Consider the following 19,770-nt stretch of genomic DNA (forward strand, 5'->3'; position numbering starts at 1 on the left):
ACCCCGCCGTATCCTCGCCTACAAGAAACCCAAAGAAGTCTTCGCCGAGCTGCTGACCAGCCAGATTGCTTCCACCAGCTGAGCACGGGCACTACTTCCTGGATCGAGCACGATCATGAGGGGGTGCGCGGGGCGCGCGCCTTGCGCGAGTGCGCAGGGTGCGTGTCCCCGGGCGGATGCGCGGGGTGCGCAGACGTGCGCGGACGTGCCGGGTGCACCTGGGGGTTGGTCAGGCGGCGGGGAGGTACTTGGTCAGGTCGTCGAGGATCTTGTTGGCGGCGCCGACGCCGATGCCGGTCATCCAGACCTCGTCGGAGACCGGGTACGCCTTGCCGGCCTTGACCGCGTTGAGGCCCTTCCAGAGCGTCCCGCCGGCGACCTTGGTCTGCTCGGCGGCGGCCTTGTCGCCGTACGCGGTCACGAAGATGACGTCACCGTCGACCTCGTTGATCCGCTCGGGGCTGACCAGGTCGAAGCGCTTGTCCTCCTTGTTGGCGAGCAACTGCCGCTCGGGGCGGCCCAGGCCGGTGTCGCCGATGACGATGCCGGAGAACGAGTCCGGGCCGTACACCCGGATGTTGCCGGGCAGGAAGCGCACGATGGACACCTTGCGCGCGGCGGCGTCGCCGAGCGTCGCGCCGAAGTCCTTGGCCCGCTTCTCGTACGCGGCGAGCAGGTCCTTGGCCTGCTGCTCGCGGCCGAGTGCCTTGCCGTCGAGGAGGAGGTTGTCCTTCCAGGTGATGCCCACCTTGTCGGTGAACACGGTCGGCGCGATGGCGGCCAGCTCGTCGTAGAACTTCTCCTGGCGGAACTTGCTGCCGAGGATGAGGTCCGGCTTCAGCGCGTTGATCGCCTCCAGGTCGGGCTCGGTGAGCACCCCGACCTCCTTGATGCCGGCGAGCTTGTCCGCGCCGAAGTAGGTCGGCCAGCTCTTCGCCTCACCGGCGGTGGCGGCGCCGACGGGCGTGATGCCCAGCGAGAGCGCCGTGTCGATCTTGTCGGTGTCGAGTACGACGACGCGCTTGGGCTCGGCCGGAACCTTGGTGGTGCCCATGGCGTGGGTGATCTCCCGGGTCTCCCCGGTGGTGGTACCGGCGACCGGGTCGCTCTCACCGCAGGCGGTGAGTCCGACGCCGAGGGCGGCGGCCGCGGCGAGAGCGGCGACGAGACGACGCATCAGAGTCCTTTCGAGGGGTGCGAGCCGGCGAGCGGGTTGGCCGCGTCGCCGGTGGCGGGTCGGGCGTCCGGTACGGACGCCGTCGAGGCGGTGGGTTCTCCGGCAGCAGCGGACGCATCGCCCGGGCCACCATCGCCACCTGACGAAGCGACCGGGCCGCCAGACGCGGCAGCGGAAGCGGAAGCCGGAGCCGCAGCGGCAGCGGCAGCGGCAGCGGCAGCGGGAACGGGAACGGCAGCGGGAACGGGAACGGCAGCCGCAGCGGGAACGGCAGCCGGAGCGTTGCCGCCGGTGTACGCGGGCACCACCAGCGGTGCGCCGGTCACCGGGCAGGGCACGACCACACAGGCCAGCCCGAAGACGTCGCGGACCAGGTCGGCGGTGAGGATCTCCCGGGGCGGTCCGGCGGCGACCACGGCGCCGCCGCGCATGGCGACCAAATGGTCGGCGTAGCGGGCGGCCTGGTTCAGGTCGTGCAGCACGGCGACCACCGTGCGGCCCCGCTCGGAGCGCAGTCGGTGCAGGAGGTCCAGCACCTCCACCTGGTGGGCCAGGTCGAGGAAGGTGGTCGGCTCGTCCAGCAACAGGGCGTCGGTGTCCTGGGCGAGGGTCATGGCGATCCACACCCGTTGCCGCTGGCCGCCGGAGAGGCTGTCCACCGGCCGGTCGGCCAGGTCGGTGACGTCGGCGAGGGCCATCGCCTGGTCCACCGCCGCGCCGTCCTCCGTCGACCACTGCCGCCACCACCGCTGGTAGGGCTGTCGGCCGCGTCCGACCAGGTCTGCGACCGTGACGCCCTCGGGCACCAGTGGGCTCTGCGGCAGGACGCCGAGGCGGCGGGCGACCTCCCGGGTGGGCAGGTCGCGGATGGCGGTGCCGTCCAGCAGCACCGTGCCTCGGCGGGGGGTGAGCAACCGGGCCATCGTGCGCAGCAGGGTGGACTTGCCGCACGCGTTGGGTCCGACGATCACGGTGAACGCGTCGGTGGGCAGGTCGAGGTCGAGCCCGTCGAGCACGGTCCGTTCGTCGTAGCCGGCGACCAGGTCGCGGGTGGAGAGCATCACACGACTCCTTGAGGCGTCACGACGACCGCCGCCGGCCGCGCAGCAGCAGGAAGATCAGGTACGGGCCGCCGATCGCGGCGGTCAGCACACCGGCGGGTAGTTGGGTGGGTGCGAACAGCCGCCGGCCGGCCAGGTCGGCCAGCACCAGCAGGAGGGCGCCGAGCAGCGCCGCGCAGACCAGCGGTGGTCGTTCGGCGCGTACCAGTCGTCGGGCCACCTGTGGGGCGACCAGCGCCACGAAGTCGACGGCGCCGACCTGGGCGGTGACCATGGCGGCGACGAGTACGCCGGTGCCGGCGAGGCCGATCCGGCGGGCCACCGGGCGCAGCCCGACGCCCCGGGCGGTGTCGTCGTCCAGGGCGGTGCTGTTCAGCGCCCAGCCGGCCCAGGCCAGCACCGGCAGCAGCACCAGCAGCGTGCCGGCGATCCAGGCGGCCTCGGTCCAGCCCTTGCCGGCCAGGGTGCCGATCAGCCAGATCTGCGCGCGCAGCCCGTCGATCGGGTCGGCGGTGAGCATGACCACCTCGGTGAGCGCCCGGAAGCCGAACGCGACCGCCACCCCGGCGAGCACGAACCGCTGCGCGGCCAGCCCGTGCCGGGCACCGAGGGCGAACAGCAGCACCGCCGCGAGCAGCCCGCCGACAAGCGCGGTGGGCGCCACCAGCACCGCGGCCATTCCGCTGGTCAGGGCCACGGTCGCGGCGAGGCCGGCGCCCTGGGTGATGCCGATGACGTCCGGGCTGGCGAGCGGGTTGCGGGCCACGCTCTGGATCAGCGTGCCGGCCACGCCGAAGGCGGCGCCGGCCACGGCCGCCAGCACGACCCGCGGCAACCGAAGATCAAAAACCACGAGGTCGTACGGGGTGCCGGCACCGGAGAGGGCACGCAGCACGTCGGCCGGGGCGACGTAGGGGGTGCCCAGCGAGAGGCTGAGCACGACGGCCAGCAGGAGCAGCACGGTCAGCACGGCGGCCACCAGCACCGCGCGACGGCGGATCAGCAGGCTCACCGGGCCGATCCGCAGCAGCGACCGCCCGGGCAGCCGAGCACCGTCGGCACCAGGCGAGCCGGCGGCCGCGACGGTCGACAAGCCAGCGGTCGCAGCCAAGCCGGCAGAGTCAGCCGAGCCAGCCGAGCCGGACGAGCCAGGCGAGCCGGCCGAGCTGATCGAGCCGGCCGAGCTAGGCGAGCTAGGCGGGCCAGCCGGGCCTGAGAGGCCGGAAGGGCCGGGCGGGTCAGGGGGGCCCAACGGGCGTCGGGTGGTCGTCACGCGGTCACCACCCGGGCGCGGCGGACCAGCACGGCCAGCAGTGGCGCACCGATCAGCGCGGTGACGATGCCGGCCGGGACCTCGCCGGGCGGGGCGACGAGTCGACCGACGATGTCGGCGGCGAGCAGCAGCGCCGGCCCGAGCAGGGCGGAGACGGCGAGGGTCCAGCGGTGGTCCGCGCCGACCAGGGCGCGCGCCAGGTGCGGCACGGCCAGCCCGACGAACGCGACAGGCCCGGCGGCGGCCACCGCGGCACCGGTCAGCAGCACGGCGGCGAGGCCACCACCGAGGCGGACCAGGCCGATCCGGTGGCCGAGGCCACGGGCCACGTCGTCGCCGAGGGCCAGCGCGTCCAGCCCTCGGGCCACCAGGGCGGCCAGCACCAACCCGGTGAGGACGAAGGGCAGCACCTGCGCGGCGACCGACAGGTCCCGCCCGGCCAGCCCGCCCACCACCCAGAAGCGGTACTCCTCGAAGGTGCGGGCGTCGATGCTGAGCAGCGCGTACACCCCGGAGGCCAGGCTGGCGTCGAGCGCCGCGCCGACCAGCGCGAGGGTGACCGGGCTGGCGCCCTCGCGGGCGCGGGTGGCGATGGCGAAGACCAGCAGCCCGGCGACCATGGCTCCGGCGATGCCGAACCAGACGTACCCGGCGAGCGTGCCGACGCCGAAGACCGAGATGGCGAGCACCACCCCGAACGACGCGCCCGCGCTGATGCCCAGGATGCGCGGCTCGGCGAGGGGGTTGCGGGTGAGCGCCTGGAACAGCACCCCCGCCACGGCGAGCGCGAGCCCGACAGCGAGGCCGAGCGCGGTCCGCGGCATCCGCAGCTCACGGACGATGGTGCTGGCGTCGCCCCCGTCCGGCGCGACGAGCGCGTGCCAGACCTGGTCGACGCCGAGTTGCCGGCTGCCGAGCGCGAAGCTGGCCAGCACGGTGAGCAGCAGCACCAGCGCGGCCCCGACGGTGACGGCCACCCGGCGGCCGGTGCGGGTGCCGGTCCGGTTGCGGGCCGGGGTCGGCCGGGTGGCGAGGGTGGTCACGAGTCTCCTGCACGTTCACGCTTAGGTTCGCCTAACCTTAGCCGAGCTGCGGAAAGGGGCCTAACCGGCGTCTGTCGATACCGTCCCGGGTCCCCCCGGCCCGCCCGACGAGCCACCGTCCCCGGCCGACGAGCCACCGTCCCCGGCCGCCGCGGCACCGCGCGGCAGCACGTTGAGCGGTCGCATCATCTCGTTGTCCTCGTGCTCCAGCAGGTGGCAGTGCCAGGCGTACCGACCCGGCAGGTCGAAGCGCGCCTTGATCCGGGTCACCTCCCACGGGTACGCGAGCACCGTGTCCATCCATCCCCGCTCCCCCGGGCCGGGCTGCGCCCTCCCCGAGTGCCCCCGGCCGAGCAACTCGAACTGGACCTGGTGCAGGTGGACCGGATGCACGAGCCGGGTGAAGTTGCGCACCTCCCAGACCTCGGTGTCGCCGAGGGTCGGCTGCTCGGTCACCGGGTCGCTCCAGCGCAACGGCCGGCCCCGGCCACGCTCGTCGAGGACGCCGAGCAGCATGGTCATCCCGCCCGACCCGCCGGACCTCCGCTCGTTGAGCGACAACCGGCGTACCCGCTGGGCCGAGCCGAGTCGAGGGTGTGACGGCAGCCGAAGCTGCTCCGGTGGCACGCTCGGGTCCGCGCCGGCCGCGTCGGTGACCACGAAGCGGAGCACCTGCCCGGTGGTGTGCGGGTCGGCGGGGTCGAAGTCCACCCCGGGCCGGCCGCCGCCGTACGCCCAGTCGGGTCCCTCGTTGACGAGGTACAGCTCGGTGCCGGCCGGAACGTCGGTGAAGTCGACGATCGCGTCGACCCGCTGGGCGGGACCGAGGGTCACGCGTTCGTGCGGCACGGGCTCGGGCAGGAAACCGCCGTCGCTGCCGATCTGCCAGACCGGCAGCACCGGCCGGGCCGGCCGCGCGGTGGCGTGGGCGACCACACTGAGCAGCAGGAACCGGCTGTTGCAGCCGTTGAGCAGCCGGAACCGGTAGCGCCGACGCTGGACCGTCAACGTGGGCCAGGTGCGGCCGTTGACCACGATGGCGGAGCCGGAGAACCCCGACGTCCAGAGCGGTGGCACATCGCCGTGCGACGAGTGCCCCTCCGGGTAGAGCAGGTCGCCGTCGGCGGTGAAGCTGCGGTCCTGGATCAGCAGCGGAATGTCGTGGTAGCGGGCGCCAGGCGGATCGTCGCGTTCCGGCGCCGGGCCCGGTAGTACGCCGTCGGGCAGGTCGTCCCCGCCGCCGAGCAGATAGAACCCGGCCGGTCCGGCGTAGACGTTCTCCCGGGTGAGCCCCAGCGTGTGGTCGTGGTACCAGAGGGTGCAGGACCGCTGGTCGTTCGCGTACTCGAAGGTGGCCGAGCCGGGCGCCCAGCGCAGGCCGGAACCCTCGGCGAAGCGGGACCGGAACTCGCGGTACGCGCTGCCGGTCACCGCGAAGTCGGGCGGCAGGTCGCGGGTGACCGGCAGGTACCACGCCTCGGAGTGTCCGTCGCTCTCCTGCGTGCTGTGCGCTCCGTGCAGGTGCACCACCTGGGGCACCGGGCCGCGGTACCCCCGGGGGTCGCCGTCCCAGTGACCGTGCCGGTCCCGCCCGGCCGGTCCGCCCGCTGGGTTCGCCCAGTGCAGGGTGGGGTCCACCGGCAGCAGGTGCGGCAGGTGGTCGCCCCGATCGTCGACGAGCTGGTTGACCCAGGTCACCCGTACCGGGCGGCCCACCCGCGCCATGATGGTGGGCGCCGGGTAGCCGAAGCTGCCGGGGTGGGCGGTGGAGCCGTAGCCCCACACGGTGGTGCGCGGCCACGACGGCGGCAGGATCTGCTGGCGAAACTGTCGTACCGCGATCACGTACTCGTCCCGCTCCGGGCCGGTCGCCACCGCCGGCATGGCCGGTGGGATCCGCAGCGGCGTGACGTACTTCGGGATCTCGCCGGCGTCCAGTGGTGCCGCCGCGGCGAGCGCCCGGCCCGACGCCGTGCCGCCGGCCGGTACCAGAATCGCCGCGCCGCCGGCGGCACTGGCCGCGAGCAGTTGTCGTCTGCTGACCATGCCGAACCTCCCAATCGCAGCGAACCCCTTTGAGAATGAGATTCGCAGACGATGACGGGGCGGACAGATGGCAGATGACACCCAGAAGAGGAAGATTCGCGTCATAGGGTGTGGACATGCGATTCGACCAGCACACGGTCGTCCTGCTGAGCCGGCCGTCGGATCCGCCGAAGCTGCCGCTGGACGCGATCGACCGGTTGCGGGACGCGCACCTGGCCCACCAGGCGGGTCTCGTGCAGCAGGGGCTGGTGCTCGCGGCCGGGCCGTTCCTGCACCCCGACGACGAGCAACTGCGAGGCTTCGTGGTGCTCTCCATCGCCCCGGACGAGGCACGCGCGCTCTTCGCCAACGACCCCGCCGTGCGGGCCGGTCAGCTGGTCGCGCGGGTCACGTCGTGGCTGCTCCCAGAGGGCAACCTGCGCTTCGAGAGCGTGCCGGTGCCGCAGTCGATGCTGGAGGCGGCCTCCGGAGACTGACTCGGGGCCCCGGTCAGCCGGCCGGGCCCTTGCCGGCCTCCGCCGGCAACTCCCCGAGCGGGACCACCCGCGGGGCGTCCATCGGGCCGACGATCACCCGCAGTTCCGGGAAGAAGTCCCGCAGTACCTGCTGGCACCGGTCACAGGGCGCGACGACCTCACGGCCGCGGTCGGCGACCGTGACGATCGTCTCCAGCGCGGTGACGCCCTGCGTCGCGGCCGTGCCGATCACGACCAGCTCGGCGCAGGCCCCTCCGGTGGCGTGCTGGACGTTCACGCCGGTGAACACCCGCCCGTCCGCGGTCCGGGCCGCCGACGCGACCGTGTGGTGCTGGCTGCGGCAGCGCAGCTTGGAGACCGCCACGGCGGCCTGCACCAACGCGCGGTCGGTGTCGCGCATCTCCATCCCGGCTCCCCCAGCGCTCGACGTCGGCCGCCAACTCTAGGGCCCTGCTCGTGGCCGTCCGGGGACGGGAGGTGGCCTTCGGGGAGCCGGCCGCTCGGTAACCCAGGGGCGGTGCGCCGCCGGGCTGCCTATCCTTGGGCACGACATGCAGAATCCAACCGCCTCCGTCGCGTCCGACCCCGTTCGCGAGCTGCACCGCCGCCTCACACCTCTGATGTTCCGCGACCAGCGCCGGCTCCAGCGGCGGCTGGACGGTGCCCGCAAGCTGCGCGACCCGCAGCGTCGGGAGGCGGCGCTGGCCGAGATCACCGCCGACCTGGTCCGGGCCGAGCAGCGGCTCGCCGCCCGCCAGGCGGCGGTCCCCGTGATCACGTACCCGGTGGGGCTGCCGGTCAGTGAGCGCAAGGACGACATCGCCGCCGCCATCCGCGATCACCAGGTGGTGATCGTGGCGGGCGAGACCGGCTCCGGCAAGACCACCCAGATCCCCAAGATCTGTCTGGAGTTGGGGCGCGGGGTGCACGGCCTGATCGGGCACACCCAGCCCCGGCGGTTGGCCGCCCGGACGGTGGCCGACCGGATCGCCGACGAGTTGGGCACCGAGTTGGGTGACGTGGTCGGCTACAAGGTGCGCTTCACCGACCAGGTCAGCGAGCGCAGCCTGGTGAAGCTGATGACCGACGGCATCCTGCTGGCCGAGTTGCAGACCGACCGGATGCTGCGCCAGTACGACACGTTGATCATCGACGAGGCGCACGAGCGCAGCCTCAACATCGACTTCATCCTCGGGTACCTGCGGGAGCTGCTGCCCCGCCGACCCGACCTCAAGGTGATCATCACCTCGGCGACCATCGAGACCGACCGGTTCGCCCGGCACTTCGCCGGCCCAGCCACCGCCGACGAGCCGGAGGGCGTGCCCGCGCCGGTGGTCGAGGTGTCCGGGCGTACCTACCCGGTGGAGGTGCGCTACCGGCCCCTCGTCGAGCTCGCCGAGGGCGAGGAGGACGGCGACGGCGACGAGGAGAACGTCCGCGACCAGATCCAGGCGATCGGCGACGCCGTCGAGGAGCTGGCCGCCGAGGGCCCCGGCGACATCCTGGTCTTCCTCAGCGGTGAGCGGGAGATCCGGGACACCGCCGACGCGCTGGGCAAGCTGGTGCAGAAGAAGCGCTCGCTGCTCGGCACCGAGATCCTGCCCTTGTACGCGCGGCTGTCCAGCGCCGAGCAGCACCGGGTCTTCGCCGCGCACTCGTCGCGCCGGGTGGTGCTCGCCACAAACGTCGCGGAGACCTCGCTGACCGTGCCCGGCATCAAGTACGTGGTGGATCCGGGCACCGCCCGCATCTCCCGCTACTCCAGCCGGCTGAAGGTGCAGCGGCTGCCGATCGAGCCGGTCTCCCAGGCCTCGGCCAACCAGCGCAAGGGCCGCTGCGGTCGTACCTCGGACGGCATCTGCATCCGCCTCTACGACGAGCAGGACTTCCTCTCCCGGCCCGAGTTCACCGACCCGGAGATCCTGCGGACCAACCTGGCGTCGGTCATCCTCCAGATGACCGCGATCGGGCTCGGCGACCTCGCCGCGTTCCCGTTCATCGACCCACCGGACAAGCGCAACATCGCCGACGGCGTCAACCTGCTGCACGAGCTGGGCGCGTTGGACCCGACCGAGGCCGACCCGGCGAAGCGGCTCACCGCGCTCGGCCGGCGGCTGGCCCAGTTGCCTGTCGACCCGCGGCTGGCCCGGATGGTGGTCGAGGGCGAACGCAACGGCTGCGCCACCGAGGTGCTGGTGATCGCCGCCGCGCTCTCCATCCAGGACCCGCGGGAGCGGCCGGCGGAGAAGCAGGCCCAGGCGGACCAGGCGCACGCCAGGTTCGCCGACAAGGAGTCGGACTTCGTCGCGTTCCTCAACCTTTGGCGTTACCTGCGCGAGCAGCAGCGGGAGCTGTCCTCCAGCGCGTTCCGCCGGATGTGCAAGGCGGAGTACCTGAACTACCTGCGGATCCGCGAGTGGCAGGACATCGTCAGCCAACTGCGGCAGGTGCTGCGTACCCCGCAGGAGGGCGACCGGCGTGGTGGGCGCCCGGCGCGCGACACCTCGGACGACGCGGACGCCGGCCGGGGCCGCCGGGGTGGCGCGGACCTGCCGGAGGAGATCGACACCCCGAAGGTGCACCAGTCGCTGCTACCCGGCCTGCTGTCGCACATCGGCCTGAAGGACGCCCAGAAACACGAGTACCTGGGGGCGCGGGGCGCGAAGTTCGCGCTCTTCCCCGGGTCGGCGTTGTTCAAGAAGCCGCCGCGCTGGGTGATGGCGGCCGAGCTGGTGGAGACCTCCCGGCTGTGGGGTCGCATCGCCGGCCGGGTCGAGCCGGAGTGGGTCGAGCCGCTCGCGCAGCACCTGGTCAAGCGCAGCTACAGCGAACCGCACTGGGAGAAGAAGCAGGCCGCGGTGATGGCCTACGAGAAGGTCACCCTGTACGGCGTCCCGCTGGTCAGCTCCCGCAAAGTCAACTTCGGGCGGATCGACCCGACGCTGAGCCGGGAGCTGTTCATCCGGCACGCCCTGGTCGAGGGCGACTGGCAGACCCACCACCAGTTCTGGACGGACAACAAGCGGCTGCTCGCCGAGATCGAGGAGCTGGAGAGCCGGGCCCGACGCCGGGACATCCTGGTCGACGACGAGACCATCTTCGGCTTCTACGACCAGCGGATCCCGGCCGACGTGTCCTCCGGGCGGCACTTCGACAGCTGGTGGAAGAAGGCCCGCCGCGAGCAACCCGACCTGCTCACCTTCACCCGCGACCTGCTGATCAACGACGGCCGGCCGGGGGTGGACGAGGACGACTACCCGGACGAGTGGCAGGCCGACGGGGTGAGCCTGCCGCTGACCTACCGGTTCGAGCCGGGCACGCCGGACGACGGCGTCACCGTGGACATCCCGCTGCCGCTGCTGAACCAGGTGCCGGCGGAGAGCTTCGACTGGCAGGTGCCGGGGCTGCGCGAGGAGACCGTGATCGCGCTGATCCGCTCGCTGCCCAAGGCGATCCGCCGCAACTTCGTCCCGGTGCCGGACTACGCCCGGGCCGCGCTGGCGGCGATCACCCCCGGCGAGGAGTCGCTGCTGGACGCGCTCACCCGCCAGCTGCGCCGGATGACCGGGGTGACCGTGCCCCGCGACGCCTGGGAACCGGCCAAGCTGCCGGCGCACCTGCGGGTGACCTTCCGGGTCCTCGGCGACGACGAGAAGCCGGTCGCCGAGGGCAAGGACCTGCCGGCCCTGCAACGCCAACTCCGCCAGGAGGTACGCCAGGTGGTGGCGGCCGCCGCGCCCGAGGTGGCCCGTACCGGGCTGCGGGAGTGGAGCGTCGGCACCCTGCCCCGGACCATCGAGCAGGTCCGCGCCGGTTACGCGGTCACCGCGTACCCGGCGCTCGTCGACGAGGGCGCCACGGTCGGCGTGAAGGTGTTCGACTCCCCCGCCGAGGCGGAGGCGGCGCACTGGGCCGGCACCCGCCGGCTGCTGCGGCTCACCGTGCCGTCCCCGGCGCGGTTCCTGCAGGGGCGGCTGGACAACGAGGCGAAGCTGGCGTTGAGCCGCAACCCGCACGGCGGCGTGCAGGAGCTGATCGAGGACGCGGCGGGCGCGGCCATCGACCGGCTGATCGGTGTGGCCGGCGGGCCGGCGTGGGACGCCGACGGTTTCGCGGCCCTGCGCGAGAAGGTCCGTGCCGACCTCGTCGACACCGTCGTCGAGGTGATGGACCGGGTCCGCAAGGTCCTGGCCGCCGCGTACGCCGTCGAACAGCGGCTCGGCGCGACCCGCAACCTCGCCGTGGTGGCGGCGCTGGCCGACATCCGCAGCCAGCTCGCCGGGTTGGTGCACGCCGGTTTCATCACCGAGACCGGGTACGCGCGGCTGCCCGACCTGCTGCGCTACCTCACCGCCATCGAGCGTCGACTGGACCGGCTGGGCGGCAACCCGCAGCGGGACCGTCAGCAGCAGGACCGGATCGCGGTGGTGCAGAAGGAGTACGCCGACCTGCTCGCCAACCTGCCGCCGGCCCGCCGCCAGGAGACGGCCGTCCGGCAGATCCGCTGGATGATCGAGGAGCTGCGGGTGAACGTCTTCGCCCAGGCGTTGGGCACCCCGTACCCCGTCTCCGAGCAGCGGATCTACCGGGCGATGGACGACGCCGAGGGTCGCTGAGGGCCGCTGAGCCGGCGGCCGGGCCCCCGCCTCTTCGTGGCGGCGGCCCCCGTCGGGTCAGGTCAGTGGTTCGACGCCGGGGGGCAGCTCGCCGAGGTCGATCGCCGACTGGATGTAGGCGAGCAGAATGCGTCGAAGCTCCCGACCGGCGTGGGTGGGTACGACGTCGCGGCGGCGGGCCACCGCGATGGTCCGCCGCACCCCCGGCGGGGCGAGGGGGGTGATCCGCACGCCCGGCCGGCGAGCCAGCACGATGCCCGGCACGAGCGCGATGCCGAGCCCCGCCTCGACGAAGCTGAGCACCGCGTCCATCTCGCCGCCGTCCACCGCGAAGGTCGGTTCGAAGCCCGCCTCCCGACACGCCTGGATGGTCGCGTCGCGCAGGTCGTACCCCTCCCGGAACATCACCATCGGCTGGTCCCGCAGGTCGGTGATGCGCAGCTCCCCGGTCGTCGACGCGGTCGCCACCTCCCCCACCGAGGCCACCACGAGGCTCTCCCGCAGGATCGGGTCGACCCGCAGCCCCGGGTCGGCCCCCTGCGCCGGCATGATGATCAGGGCCAGGTCGAGGTCGCCGCGGAGCAGGTCACGCACCAGGTCCTGGGAGCCGCCCTCCTCGACGCGTAGGTCGATGGTGGGGTGCGCGTCGCGGAACCGGCGCAGCACCGGCGGGGCGAGCGAGGTGGCCAGACTGGGGGTGGCCCCGAGCCGGACCCGGCCCCGGCGCAGCCCGACCAACTCCTGGACCTCCCTCGTCGCGGTCTCCACGTCGGCGAGGATCCGGGTGGCCAACGGCAGCAGCACCTCACCTGCCGCGGTGAGCGCGATGTTGCCCCTTACCCGCTCGAACAACGGGGCCCCGAGGTCGGCCTCCAGAGCGTGAATTTGCTTACTGAGCGAGGGCTGCGTGATGCCCACGATGTCGGCGGCTTGGGTGAAATGTCGTACTTCGGCCACCGCGACGAAGTACCGGAGCTGATGGAGCTGCATCTAAATAGCCTACGGCTATCAACACTGCGAGTTTGATGCATTGGACGACTGATCGAAGTGCTCCTAGCGTCGGTCCTGTGGTAATCACGAAAACTCGGTCGCCCATCCGCTCGAACGTCGGCCTCAAGGCCGTCATGGCGGTGACGGGCATCCTGCTGGCGCTGTTCCTCATCGCCCACATGCTCGGGAACCTGAAGGTGTTCACGGGGGAGACCTCGTTCGACCACTACGCGCACTGGCTGCGCGACATCGGCAAGCCACTGCTGCCCGGCGTCTGGTTCCTGTGGATCCTGCGCACCGTGCTGGTGGTGGCGGTGGTCGCGCACATCGTGGCCGCCACCGTGCTGGCCAGGCGCGCCCGCGCCGCCCGCCCGGTCAAGTACGCCCACCGCAAGAAGGTCAACGGCAGCTACGCGGCCCGCACGATGCGCTGGGGTGGAGTGATCATCCTGCTCTTCGTGATCTACCACCTGCTGGACCTGACCACCGGCACGCTGAACCCGGTCGGCGACGCCAGCAAGCCGTACGGCAACGTCGTCGCCGACTTCGCGCCGGAACGCTGGTACGTCACGCTCTTCTACACGCTGGCCATCCTCGCGGTGGGCTTCCACCTGCGCCACGGCGCGTTCAGCGCGTTCCGCAGCCTCGGCCAGCAGACGCCTCGCGGCGAGCGCAGGGCGCGTACCGCGGCCCTGGTCTTCGCCGTGCTGCTCTGCGCCGGGTACCTGGTGGTCCCGTTCGCCGTACTCACCGGATTGGTGTCCTGACATGGAACTCTTCACCGAGGGCGACCCGATCGCCGACACCAAGGCTCCCGCCGGCCCGGTCGACAAGCGTTGGGAGACCCGGCGCTTCGAGGCCAAGCTGGTCAACCCCGCCAACCGCCGCAAGATGACGGTGATCGTGGTCGGCACCGGCCTGGCCGGCGGCTCGGCCGCGGCGACCCTGGCCGAGCAGGGCTACCACGTCAAGTCCTACTGCTACCAGGACAGCCCGCGCCGGGCGCACTCCATCGCGGCGCAGGGCGGCATCAACGCGGCCAAGAACTACCGCAACGACGGCGACTCCGTGCACCGGCTCTTCTACGACACCGTCAAGGGCGGCGACTTCCGCTCCCGGGAGTCGAACGTGCACCGGCTCGCCGAGGTGTCGGTCAACATCATCGACCAGTGCGTCGCCCAGGGGGTGCCGTTCGCCCGCGAGTACGGCGGCCTGCTGGACACCCGCTCCTTCGGTGGCGCCCAGGTGCAGCGCACCTTCTACGCCCGGGGCCAGACGGGCCAGCAACTGTTGCTCGGCGCGTACCAGGCGCTGGAGCGGCAGATCGGCCTGGGCAACGTGGAGATGAACGCCCGGCACGAGATGCTGGAACTGGTCCTGGTGGACGGCAAGGCCCGGGGCATCGTCGTCCGGGACCTGGTCACCGGCGAGATCAGCACCGAGATGGCGGACGCCGTGGTGCTCGCCTCCGGCGGCTACGGCAACGTCTTCTACCTCTCCACCAACGCCAAGGGCTGCAACGTCACCGCCACCTGGCGCGCGCACCGCAAGGGCGCGTACTTCGCCAACCCGTGCTACACGCAGATCCACCCGACCTGCATCCCGGTCTCCGGCGACCACCAGTCGAAGCTGACCCTGATGAGCGAGTCGCTGCGCAACGACGGCCGGGTCTGGGTGCCGAAGACCAAGGGTGACGACCGCAGCCCGAAGGACATTCCCGAGGACGAGCGGGACTACTACCTGGAGCGGATCTACCCCTCCTTCGGCAACCTGGTCCCCCGCGACATCGCCTCCCGCGCCGCGAAGAACGTGTGCGACGAGGGCCGGGGCGTCGGGCCGACCAAGCTCGGCGTCTACCTCGACTTCGCCGACGCGATCGGCCGGCTGGGCCGCAAGGCCATCGAGGCCAAGTACGGCAACCTCTTCGAGATGTACGAGCGGATCACCGGCGAGGACCCGTACGAGGTGCCGATGCGGATCTACCCCGCCGTGCACTACACGATGGGCGGCCTGTGGGTCGACTACGACCTCCAGTCGAACATCCCCGGCCTGTTCGTGATCGGCGAGGCGAACTTCTCCGACCACGGTGCGAACCGGCTCGGCGCCTCGGCGCTGATGCAGGGCCTCGCCGACGGCTACTTCGTGCTGCCCACCACCATCGCCAACTACCTGGCCTCCGGTCCGCTGGAGAAGGTCGACGCCAGCCACCCGGCGGCGGTCGAGGCGCGCACCGACGTCGAGGACCGCGTCCAGCGGCTGCTCGCTGTCGACGGCGACCGGACCGTGGACTCGTTCCACCGGGAACTGGGCCAGATCATGTGGGAGCACTGCGGCATGGAGCGCAGCGAGGCCGGGCTGCGCAAGGCGATCGACGAGATCCGCGCCCTGCGCGAGCAGTTCTGGCAGCGGGTCAAGGTGTCCGGCACCGGCGAGGAACTCAACCAGTCGTTGGAGAAGGCCGGCCGGGTGGCCGACTTCTTCGAGCTGGCCGAGCTGATGTGCATCGACGCCCTGCACCGCGAGGAGTCCTGCGGCGGCCACTTCCGGGCCGAGCACCAGACCCCCGACGGTGAGGCGCAGCGCGACGACGACCGGTTCGCGTACGTGGCGGCCTGGGAGTTCACCGCCGACGGCGAGCCCTCGGTGCTGCACAAGGAAGACCTGAAGTTCGAATACGTCCACCCCACGCAGCGGAGCTACAAGTGAACCTGACCCTGCGCATCTGGCGCCAGAAGGGCCCTGAGGACAAGGGTCGGATGGTGACCTACCCGGTCGACGACGTGTCCCCGGACATGTCGTTCCTGGAGATGCTCGACGTCCTCAACGAGCGGCTGATCCTCGCGGGCGAGGACCCGGTGGCGTTCGACCACGACTGCCGCGAGGGCATCTGCGGCATGTGCGGCCTGATGATCAACGGTGACGCGCACGGACCGCAGCGCGGCACCACCGCCTGCCAACTGCACATGCGGCAGTTCAAGGACGGCGAGACGATCGACATCGAGCCGTGGCGGGCCAGCGCCTTCCCGGTCGTCAAGGACCTGGTCGTCAACCGGAGCGCCTTCGACAAGATCATCGCGGCTGGCGGCTACGTCACCGCGCCGACCGGCAGCGCGCCCGAGGCCCACTCCACCCCGGTGGCCAAGGCCAACGCCGACGCCGCCTTCGAGTCGGCGGCCTGCATCGGCTGCGGCGCCTGCGTGGCAGCCTGCCCGAACGGCTCCGGCATGCTCTTCACCGCCGCCAAGCTCACCCAGCTCTCGCTCCTGCCGCAGGGCCAGCCGGAGCGCTACACCCGGGTGATCGGCATGGTCGACGCGCACGACGAGGCCGGCTTCGGCGGCTGCACCAACGCCGGCGAATGCACCCCGGCCTGCCCGAAGGGCATCCCGCTGAACACCATCGGCCGGCTCAACCGCGACTACCTCGCGGCCACCGCCAAGGGAGCCAACAACACCCCCGGTTCCTGAGGTTCACCGCACGACGCCAGACCGCCGTATCCCGCGCTTTTCCAGGGGTACGGCGGTTTGGCGTTTGGCGGGCGTGGCCCACTCGGGTTTCCGGAAGTCGGTCTGTCGCCGAGCCTCGAATACCGCGACTTCAGGGAACGCGAGTGGATCAACCCAACCACCGACAAGCCTGAGACGTCCATCGAGCGCGGCCGGTTCAAGTGCCCGAGCCCGGGTAGCAGTCTTCTCAGACGGCAGGAAGAAGGGATGAGGGACATGAAGGCGCTCACCTGGCAGGGCAAGCGGGACGTACGGGTCGAGGAGGTCCCGGACCCTGAGATCAAGGAGCCGACCGATGCGATCGTGAAGATCACTTCGACCGCGATCTGTGGTTCCGACCTGCACCTGTACGAGGTGCTCGGGCCGTACCTGAAGCCGGGTGACGTCCTGGGCCACGAGCCGATGGGCATCGTCGAGGAGGTCGGGTCGGAGGTGAGCGGGCTCAAGCCGGGCGATCGGGTGGTGGTGCCGTTCAACATCGCCTGCGGCAGTTGCTGGATGTGCGAGCGCCAGCTCTACGCGCAGTGCGAGACGACCCAGGTCACCGGCGAGGGCAAGGGCGCGGCCCTGTTCGGCTACACCTCGCTCTACGGTTCCGTGCCGGGCGGGCAGGCCGAGTACCTGCGCGTCCCGCAGGCGCACTTCGGGCCGATCAAGATCCCGCAGACCGGCGCGGACGAGCGCTACCTCTACCTGTCCGACATTCTGCCCACCGCCTGGCAGGCGGTGAAGTACGCGGACACCCCGCCGGGCGGCACCCTTGCCGTCTTCGGGTTGGGCCCGGTCGGGCAGTTCTGCGCGCGGATCGGCCGTCATCTCGGCGCGGGCCGGGTGATCGGGCTGGACCTGGTGCCGGAGCGGCTGGAGTTGGCCCGCCGGCACGGCATCGAGGTGCTCGACGTCAGTGAGCTGTCCGACGTGCCGGGCGCGCTGATCGACCTGGTCGACGGCCGCGGCCCGGACGCGGTGATCGACGCGGTGGGGATGGAGGCGCACGGTTCGCCGGCGGGGAAGCTGGCCCAGACCGCCGCCGGGCTGTTGCCGGACAAGCTGGCCCAGACGATGACCGACCGGGTGGGTGTGGACCGGCTGTCGGTCCTGCACGCCGCGCTCAAGGCGGTCCGCCGTGGCGGCACCGTCTCGCTCTCCGGGGTGTACGGCGGCGAGGCGGACCCGATGCCGCTGATGGAGATGTTCGACAGGGGCATCCAGTTGCGGATGGGGCAGTGTCACGTGCGCCGGTGGACCGACGAGATCCTGCCGCTGCTCGCCGGCGACGACGACCCGCTGGGTGTGGAGGACCTGCGTACCCACCGGGTGCCGCTGGCCCGGGCGCCGCAGGCGTACGAGATGTTCCAGAAGAAGGAGGACGGCTGCATCAAGGTCGTGCTAGAACCGTGAGCCGGGTGGTCGTGATCGTTGGCGCGAGCAGCGGGATCGGCCGGGCGACGGCCCGGGCGTTCGCCGAGCGCGGCGACCGCCTGGTCCTCGCCGCTCGCGCCACCACGACCCTGGCCGAGGTACGCGCGGAGTGCGCCGACGTCGACGTGCTGACCGTACCGACCGACGTGACCGTGCCGGGCGCGCTGGACGCTCTCGCGGACGCGGCCGTCGACCGCTTCGGCCGCGTCGACGTGTGGGTGCACACGGCGGCGGTGATGGCCTACGGCCGCTTCGACGAGCTGCCGGAACGGGTCTTCGACCAGGTGGTGCGGACCGACCTGCTCGGTGCGGCCGGCTCGGTGCGGGTGGCGCTGCGGCACTTCCGGGCCGCCGGGGCCGGCACTGTGGTCCTCACCGGTTCGGTGCTGGCGCGCATCACCGCGCCGTACATGAGCGCCTACGTGGCGAGCAAGTGGGGGTTGCAGGGTCTGGTCCGGACGGTGCAGCAGGAGTTGCGGGACAGCCCGGAGATCCGGCTGTGTCTCGTCAACCCGGGCAGCGTGGACACTCCGGTGTACCAGCAGGCGGCCAACTACCTGGGTCGGGTCGGGCGACCTCCGCCGCCGATCGCCGGCCCGCAGCGGGTGGCTCGCGCCATCGTGCACTGCGTGGACCGGCCCCGCCGGGAGGTTTCCGTGGGCCGGCTCAACGTGGTGCTGCGGGCCGGCTTCACCGTGCTGCCAGCGGTCTACGACGTACTCGTCGGGCCGTTGATGCGGGCGGCGGGCCTGAGTGGTCGGTCAGTCGCCGCACACGACGGTTCGGTCTTCGCCCCGAACCCGGCCGGCGAGTCGGTACGCGGCGGCCACCTGCCCGACCTGCGGAAACTCGTGGCCGGGTCGGCCGGTGCGGTCGGCGCCGCTCTGCGTCGACGGTTCGGCTGAGCTGTTCGGGACTGTTCGGAACACTTCGGGGGGACATTGTGGATCGATCAACTCGCCTAGGGTGGTGGGCCAGTAAGCGCTCTGGCGCACCACGATGGGGGAGACGATCGATCATGCGACTGAACCGCAGAACGGCACTCGGGTTGGGCACGGTGGTCACCGCCGGCACGGTGCTGGGCGCCGCCTCCTCGGCGAGCGCCGCCGAGAGCACCGAGGCCGTCCCGACCACGCCCGCCCGGGCCGCGCGCCGGGTCGCCGAGGTCTTCGCCAAGCACAGTGCTGAGGCCGGCGGCAACTGGCAGGCGTACGTCAGCGTCGCCGACCCGGCCGGTACGCCGGTGGTCGCGGTGGAGGCTGACGCGGACCGGCGGATCGAGGCGTACAGCGTCAACAAGATCGCCGTCGCCACGGCGGTGCTCGACAAGGTCGACCGAGGGCTACTCACCCTGGACCAGCAGGTCGAGGTGAGCGCGGCGATCGTCGTACCGGGCGGGGACGGCATCTTCAGCCTGGACGGCGCGTACCCGAGCCTGGTGACCCTCGGGCACGTACTGGCCAACCTGCTGACCGTCTCGGACGACACGGCGGTGCGGCTGTGCGGGCTGGTCGCCCCGGCCGCCGAGATCAACTCCATCCTGGTCGCCAAGGGCTTCCCGAACACCCAGGTCCAGCCGGTGGCCAACCCGAACCGGTTCTTCCTCGGCACCAGCACCCCCCGGGAGACGCACGACCTGCTGCGCGCCCTGGTCGCTGGCACGCTGCTCTCCCCCGCCTCGACGACGTACCTGTTGGGCATCCTGCGCTCCCCGGTGGCGTTCACCGACGGCATCCGGCGCACCATGTCCTCCGACGAGCGGGCCCGGATCGCCACCAAGGCCGGCTGGTACGCCGACGCCCGGCACGAGGCCGGTGTGATCTTCGACCGTTCCGGCGCGGCGGTGCTCACCTACGCGCTCTTCGCCGACGGGCAGGCCAACCCGGAGGACTTCGGCGCGACCCACCCGGCGGTGCAGGCCCGGGCCGCCATGGGCCCCAGGTTCCTGGCCGCGGTGGACCGGATCGCGGGCGTGGGCAGGACGTTCCGGATCACCGCCCGACGCCCCAGCAACGGCGGCTAGGGCACACCGTCAGCCCCTCCCGGGGGGGGGGGCGGGGGCGGCGGCCCCCCCCGCGGGGGGGCCCCCCCGGGCCCGGGGGGGGCGGGGGGCCCCCGGGGGGGGGGGGCCCGGGGGGGGGGGGGGCCGGGGAGGGGGGG

The 19,770-nt window shown here is 72.1% G+C and carries 14 protein-coding genes and 1 pseudogene; 8 read left to right on the plus strand and 7 right to left on the minus strand.

Annotated elements, in window-relative coordinates:
* Positions 1-229 precede the first annotated feature (229 nt).
* From ACFYL6_RS32945 to ACFYL6_RS32965, 5 genes and pseudogenes are all read right to left on the minus strand, one after another.
* Complete coding sequence (locus tag ACFYL6_RS32945; RefSeq protein ID WP_387177125.1) at positions 230-1,177, minus strand: ABC transporter substrate-binding protein; 948 nt, start codon at positions 1,175-1,177, stop codon at positions 230-232.
* A gap of 296 nt (positions 1,178-1,473) precedes the next feature.
* Positions 1,474-2,238 (minus strand): annotated as a pseudogene (locus ACFYL6_RS32950) (ABC transporter ATP-binding protein); the annotation flags it as partial.
* A gap of 19 nt (positions 2,239-2,257) precedes the next feature.
* Positions 2,258-3,349 (minus strand): FecCD family ABC transporter permease, encoded by a 1,092-nt coding sequence (locus ACFYL6_RS32955; RefSeq protein ID WP_387177126.1) that lies wholly within the window; start codon positions 3,347-3,349, stop codon positions 2,258-2,260.
* A gap of 158 nt (positions 3,350-3,507) precedes the next feature.
* Complete coding sequence (locus ACFYL6_RS32960) at positions 3,508-4,554, minus strand: FecCD family ABC transporter permease (protein ID WP_387177127.1); 1,047 nt, start codon at positions 4,552-4,554, stop codon at positions 3,508-3,510.
* A gap of 60 nt (positions 4,555-4,614) precedes the next feature.
* Entirely contained in the window at positions 4,615-6,600 is a 1,986-nt protein-coding gene (locus ACFYL6_RS32965; RefSeq protein WP_387177128.1) for a multicopper oxidase family protein, read from the minus strand.
* 116 nt (positions 6,601-6,716) lie between these two features.
* Between ACFYL6_RS32965 and ACFYL6_RS32970 the strand changes: the two genes are divergently transcribed.
* Positions 6,717-7,076, plus strand: a complete 360-nt coding sequence (locus ACFYL6_RS32970; protein WP_387177129.1) for a YciI family protein — start codon at positions 6,717-6,719, stop codon at positions 7,074-7,076.
* A gap of 13 nt (positions 7,077-7,089) precedes the next feature.
* On the opposite strand, the gene ACFYL6_RS32975 is transcribed toward ACFYL6_RS32970, so the two are convergent.
* Positions 7,090-7,482 (minus strand): cytidine deaminase family protein, encoded by a 393-nt coding sequence (locus ACFYL6_RS32975; protein ID WP_387177130.1) that lies wholly within the window; start codon positions 7,480-7,482, stop codon positions 7,090-7,092.
* Between the two features lie 145 nt (positions 7,483-7,627).
* Here ACFYL6_RS32975 and hrpA point away from each other — a divergent pair, with 145 nt between their 5' ends.
* Positions 7,628-11,692 carry an ATP-dependent RNA helicase HrpA gene (hrpA, locus tag ACFYL6_RS32980; protein ID WP_387177131.1) on the plus strand — a complete coding sequence of 1,355 codons (4,065 nt, stop codon included), beginning with the start codon at positions 7,628-7,630 and terminating at the stop codon, positions 11,690-11,692.
* 57 nt (positions 11,693-11,749) lie between these two features.
* Here the strand turns inward: hrpA and ACFYL6_RS32985 are convergent, their stop codons facing one another.
* Positions 11,750-12,682: a LysR family transcriptional regulator gene (locus ACFYL6_RS32985; RefSeq protein WP_238658886.1), complete on the minus strand. Its 933-nt coding sequence runs from the start codon at positions 12,680-12,682 to the stop codon at positions 11,750-11,752.
* Positions 12,683-12,717: 35 nt separating this feature from the next.
* On the opposite strand from ACFYL6_RS32985, the gene ACFYL6_RS32990 reads away from it, so the two are divergent.
* From ACFYL6_RS32990 to ACFYL6_RS33015, 6 genes are all read left to right on the plus strand, one after another.
* Complete coding sequence (locus ACFYL6_RS32990; RefSeq protein WP_196922118.1) at positions 12,718-13,449, plus strand: succinate dehydrogenase cytochrome b subunit; 732 nt, start codon at positions 12,718-12,720, stop codon at positions 13,447-13,449.
* Between the two features lies 1 nt (position 13,450).
* On the plus strand, positions 13,451-15,388 hold the full coding sequence (locus ACFYL6_RS32995; RefSeq protein ID WP_387177132.1) for a fumarate reductase/succinate dehydrogenase flavoprotein subunit: 1,938 nt from the start codon (positions 13,451-13,453) through the stop codon (positions 15,386-15,388).
* Positions 15,385-16,149 carry a succinate dehydrogenase/fumarate reductase iron-sulfur subunit gene (locus ACFYL6_RS33000; protein WP_091401529.1) on the plus strand — a complete coding sequence of 255 codons (765 nt, stop codon included), beginning with the start codon at positions 15,385-15,387 and terminating at the stop codon, positions 16,147-16,149. The genes ACFYL6_RS32995 and ACFYL6_RS33000 overlap by 4 nt, the downstream gene beginning before the upstream one ends.
* 255 nt (positions 16,150-16,404) lie before the next feature.
* Entirely contained in the window at positions 16,405-17,589 is a 1,185-nt protein-coding gene (locus ACFYL6_RS33005) for a zinc-dependent alcohol dehydrogenase (protein WP_387177135.1), read from the plus strand.
* Between the two features lie 5 nt (positions 17,590-17,594).
* Entirely contained in the window at positions 17,595-18,515 is a 921-nt protein-coding gene (locus ACFYL6_RS33010) for an SDR family NAD(P)-dependent oxidoreductase (RefSeq protein WP_387177133.1), read from the plus strand.
* A 113-nt stretch (positions 18,516-18,628) separates the two neighbouring features.
* Positions 18,629-19,633, plus strand: coding sequence for a serine hydrolase (locus tag ACFYL6_RS33015; RefSeq protein WP_387177134.1), 1,005 nt, complete (start codon positions 18,629-18,631; stop codon positions 19,631-19,633).
* Positions 19,634-19,770: the final 137 nt, after the last annotated feature.

It is taken from the genome of Micromonospora sp. NPDC007208, assembly GCF_042869175.1.
Taxonomy (GTDB): domain Bacteria; phylum Actinomycetota; class Actinomycetes; order Mycobacteriales; family Micromonosporaceae; genus Micromonospora; species Micromonospora foliorum.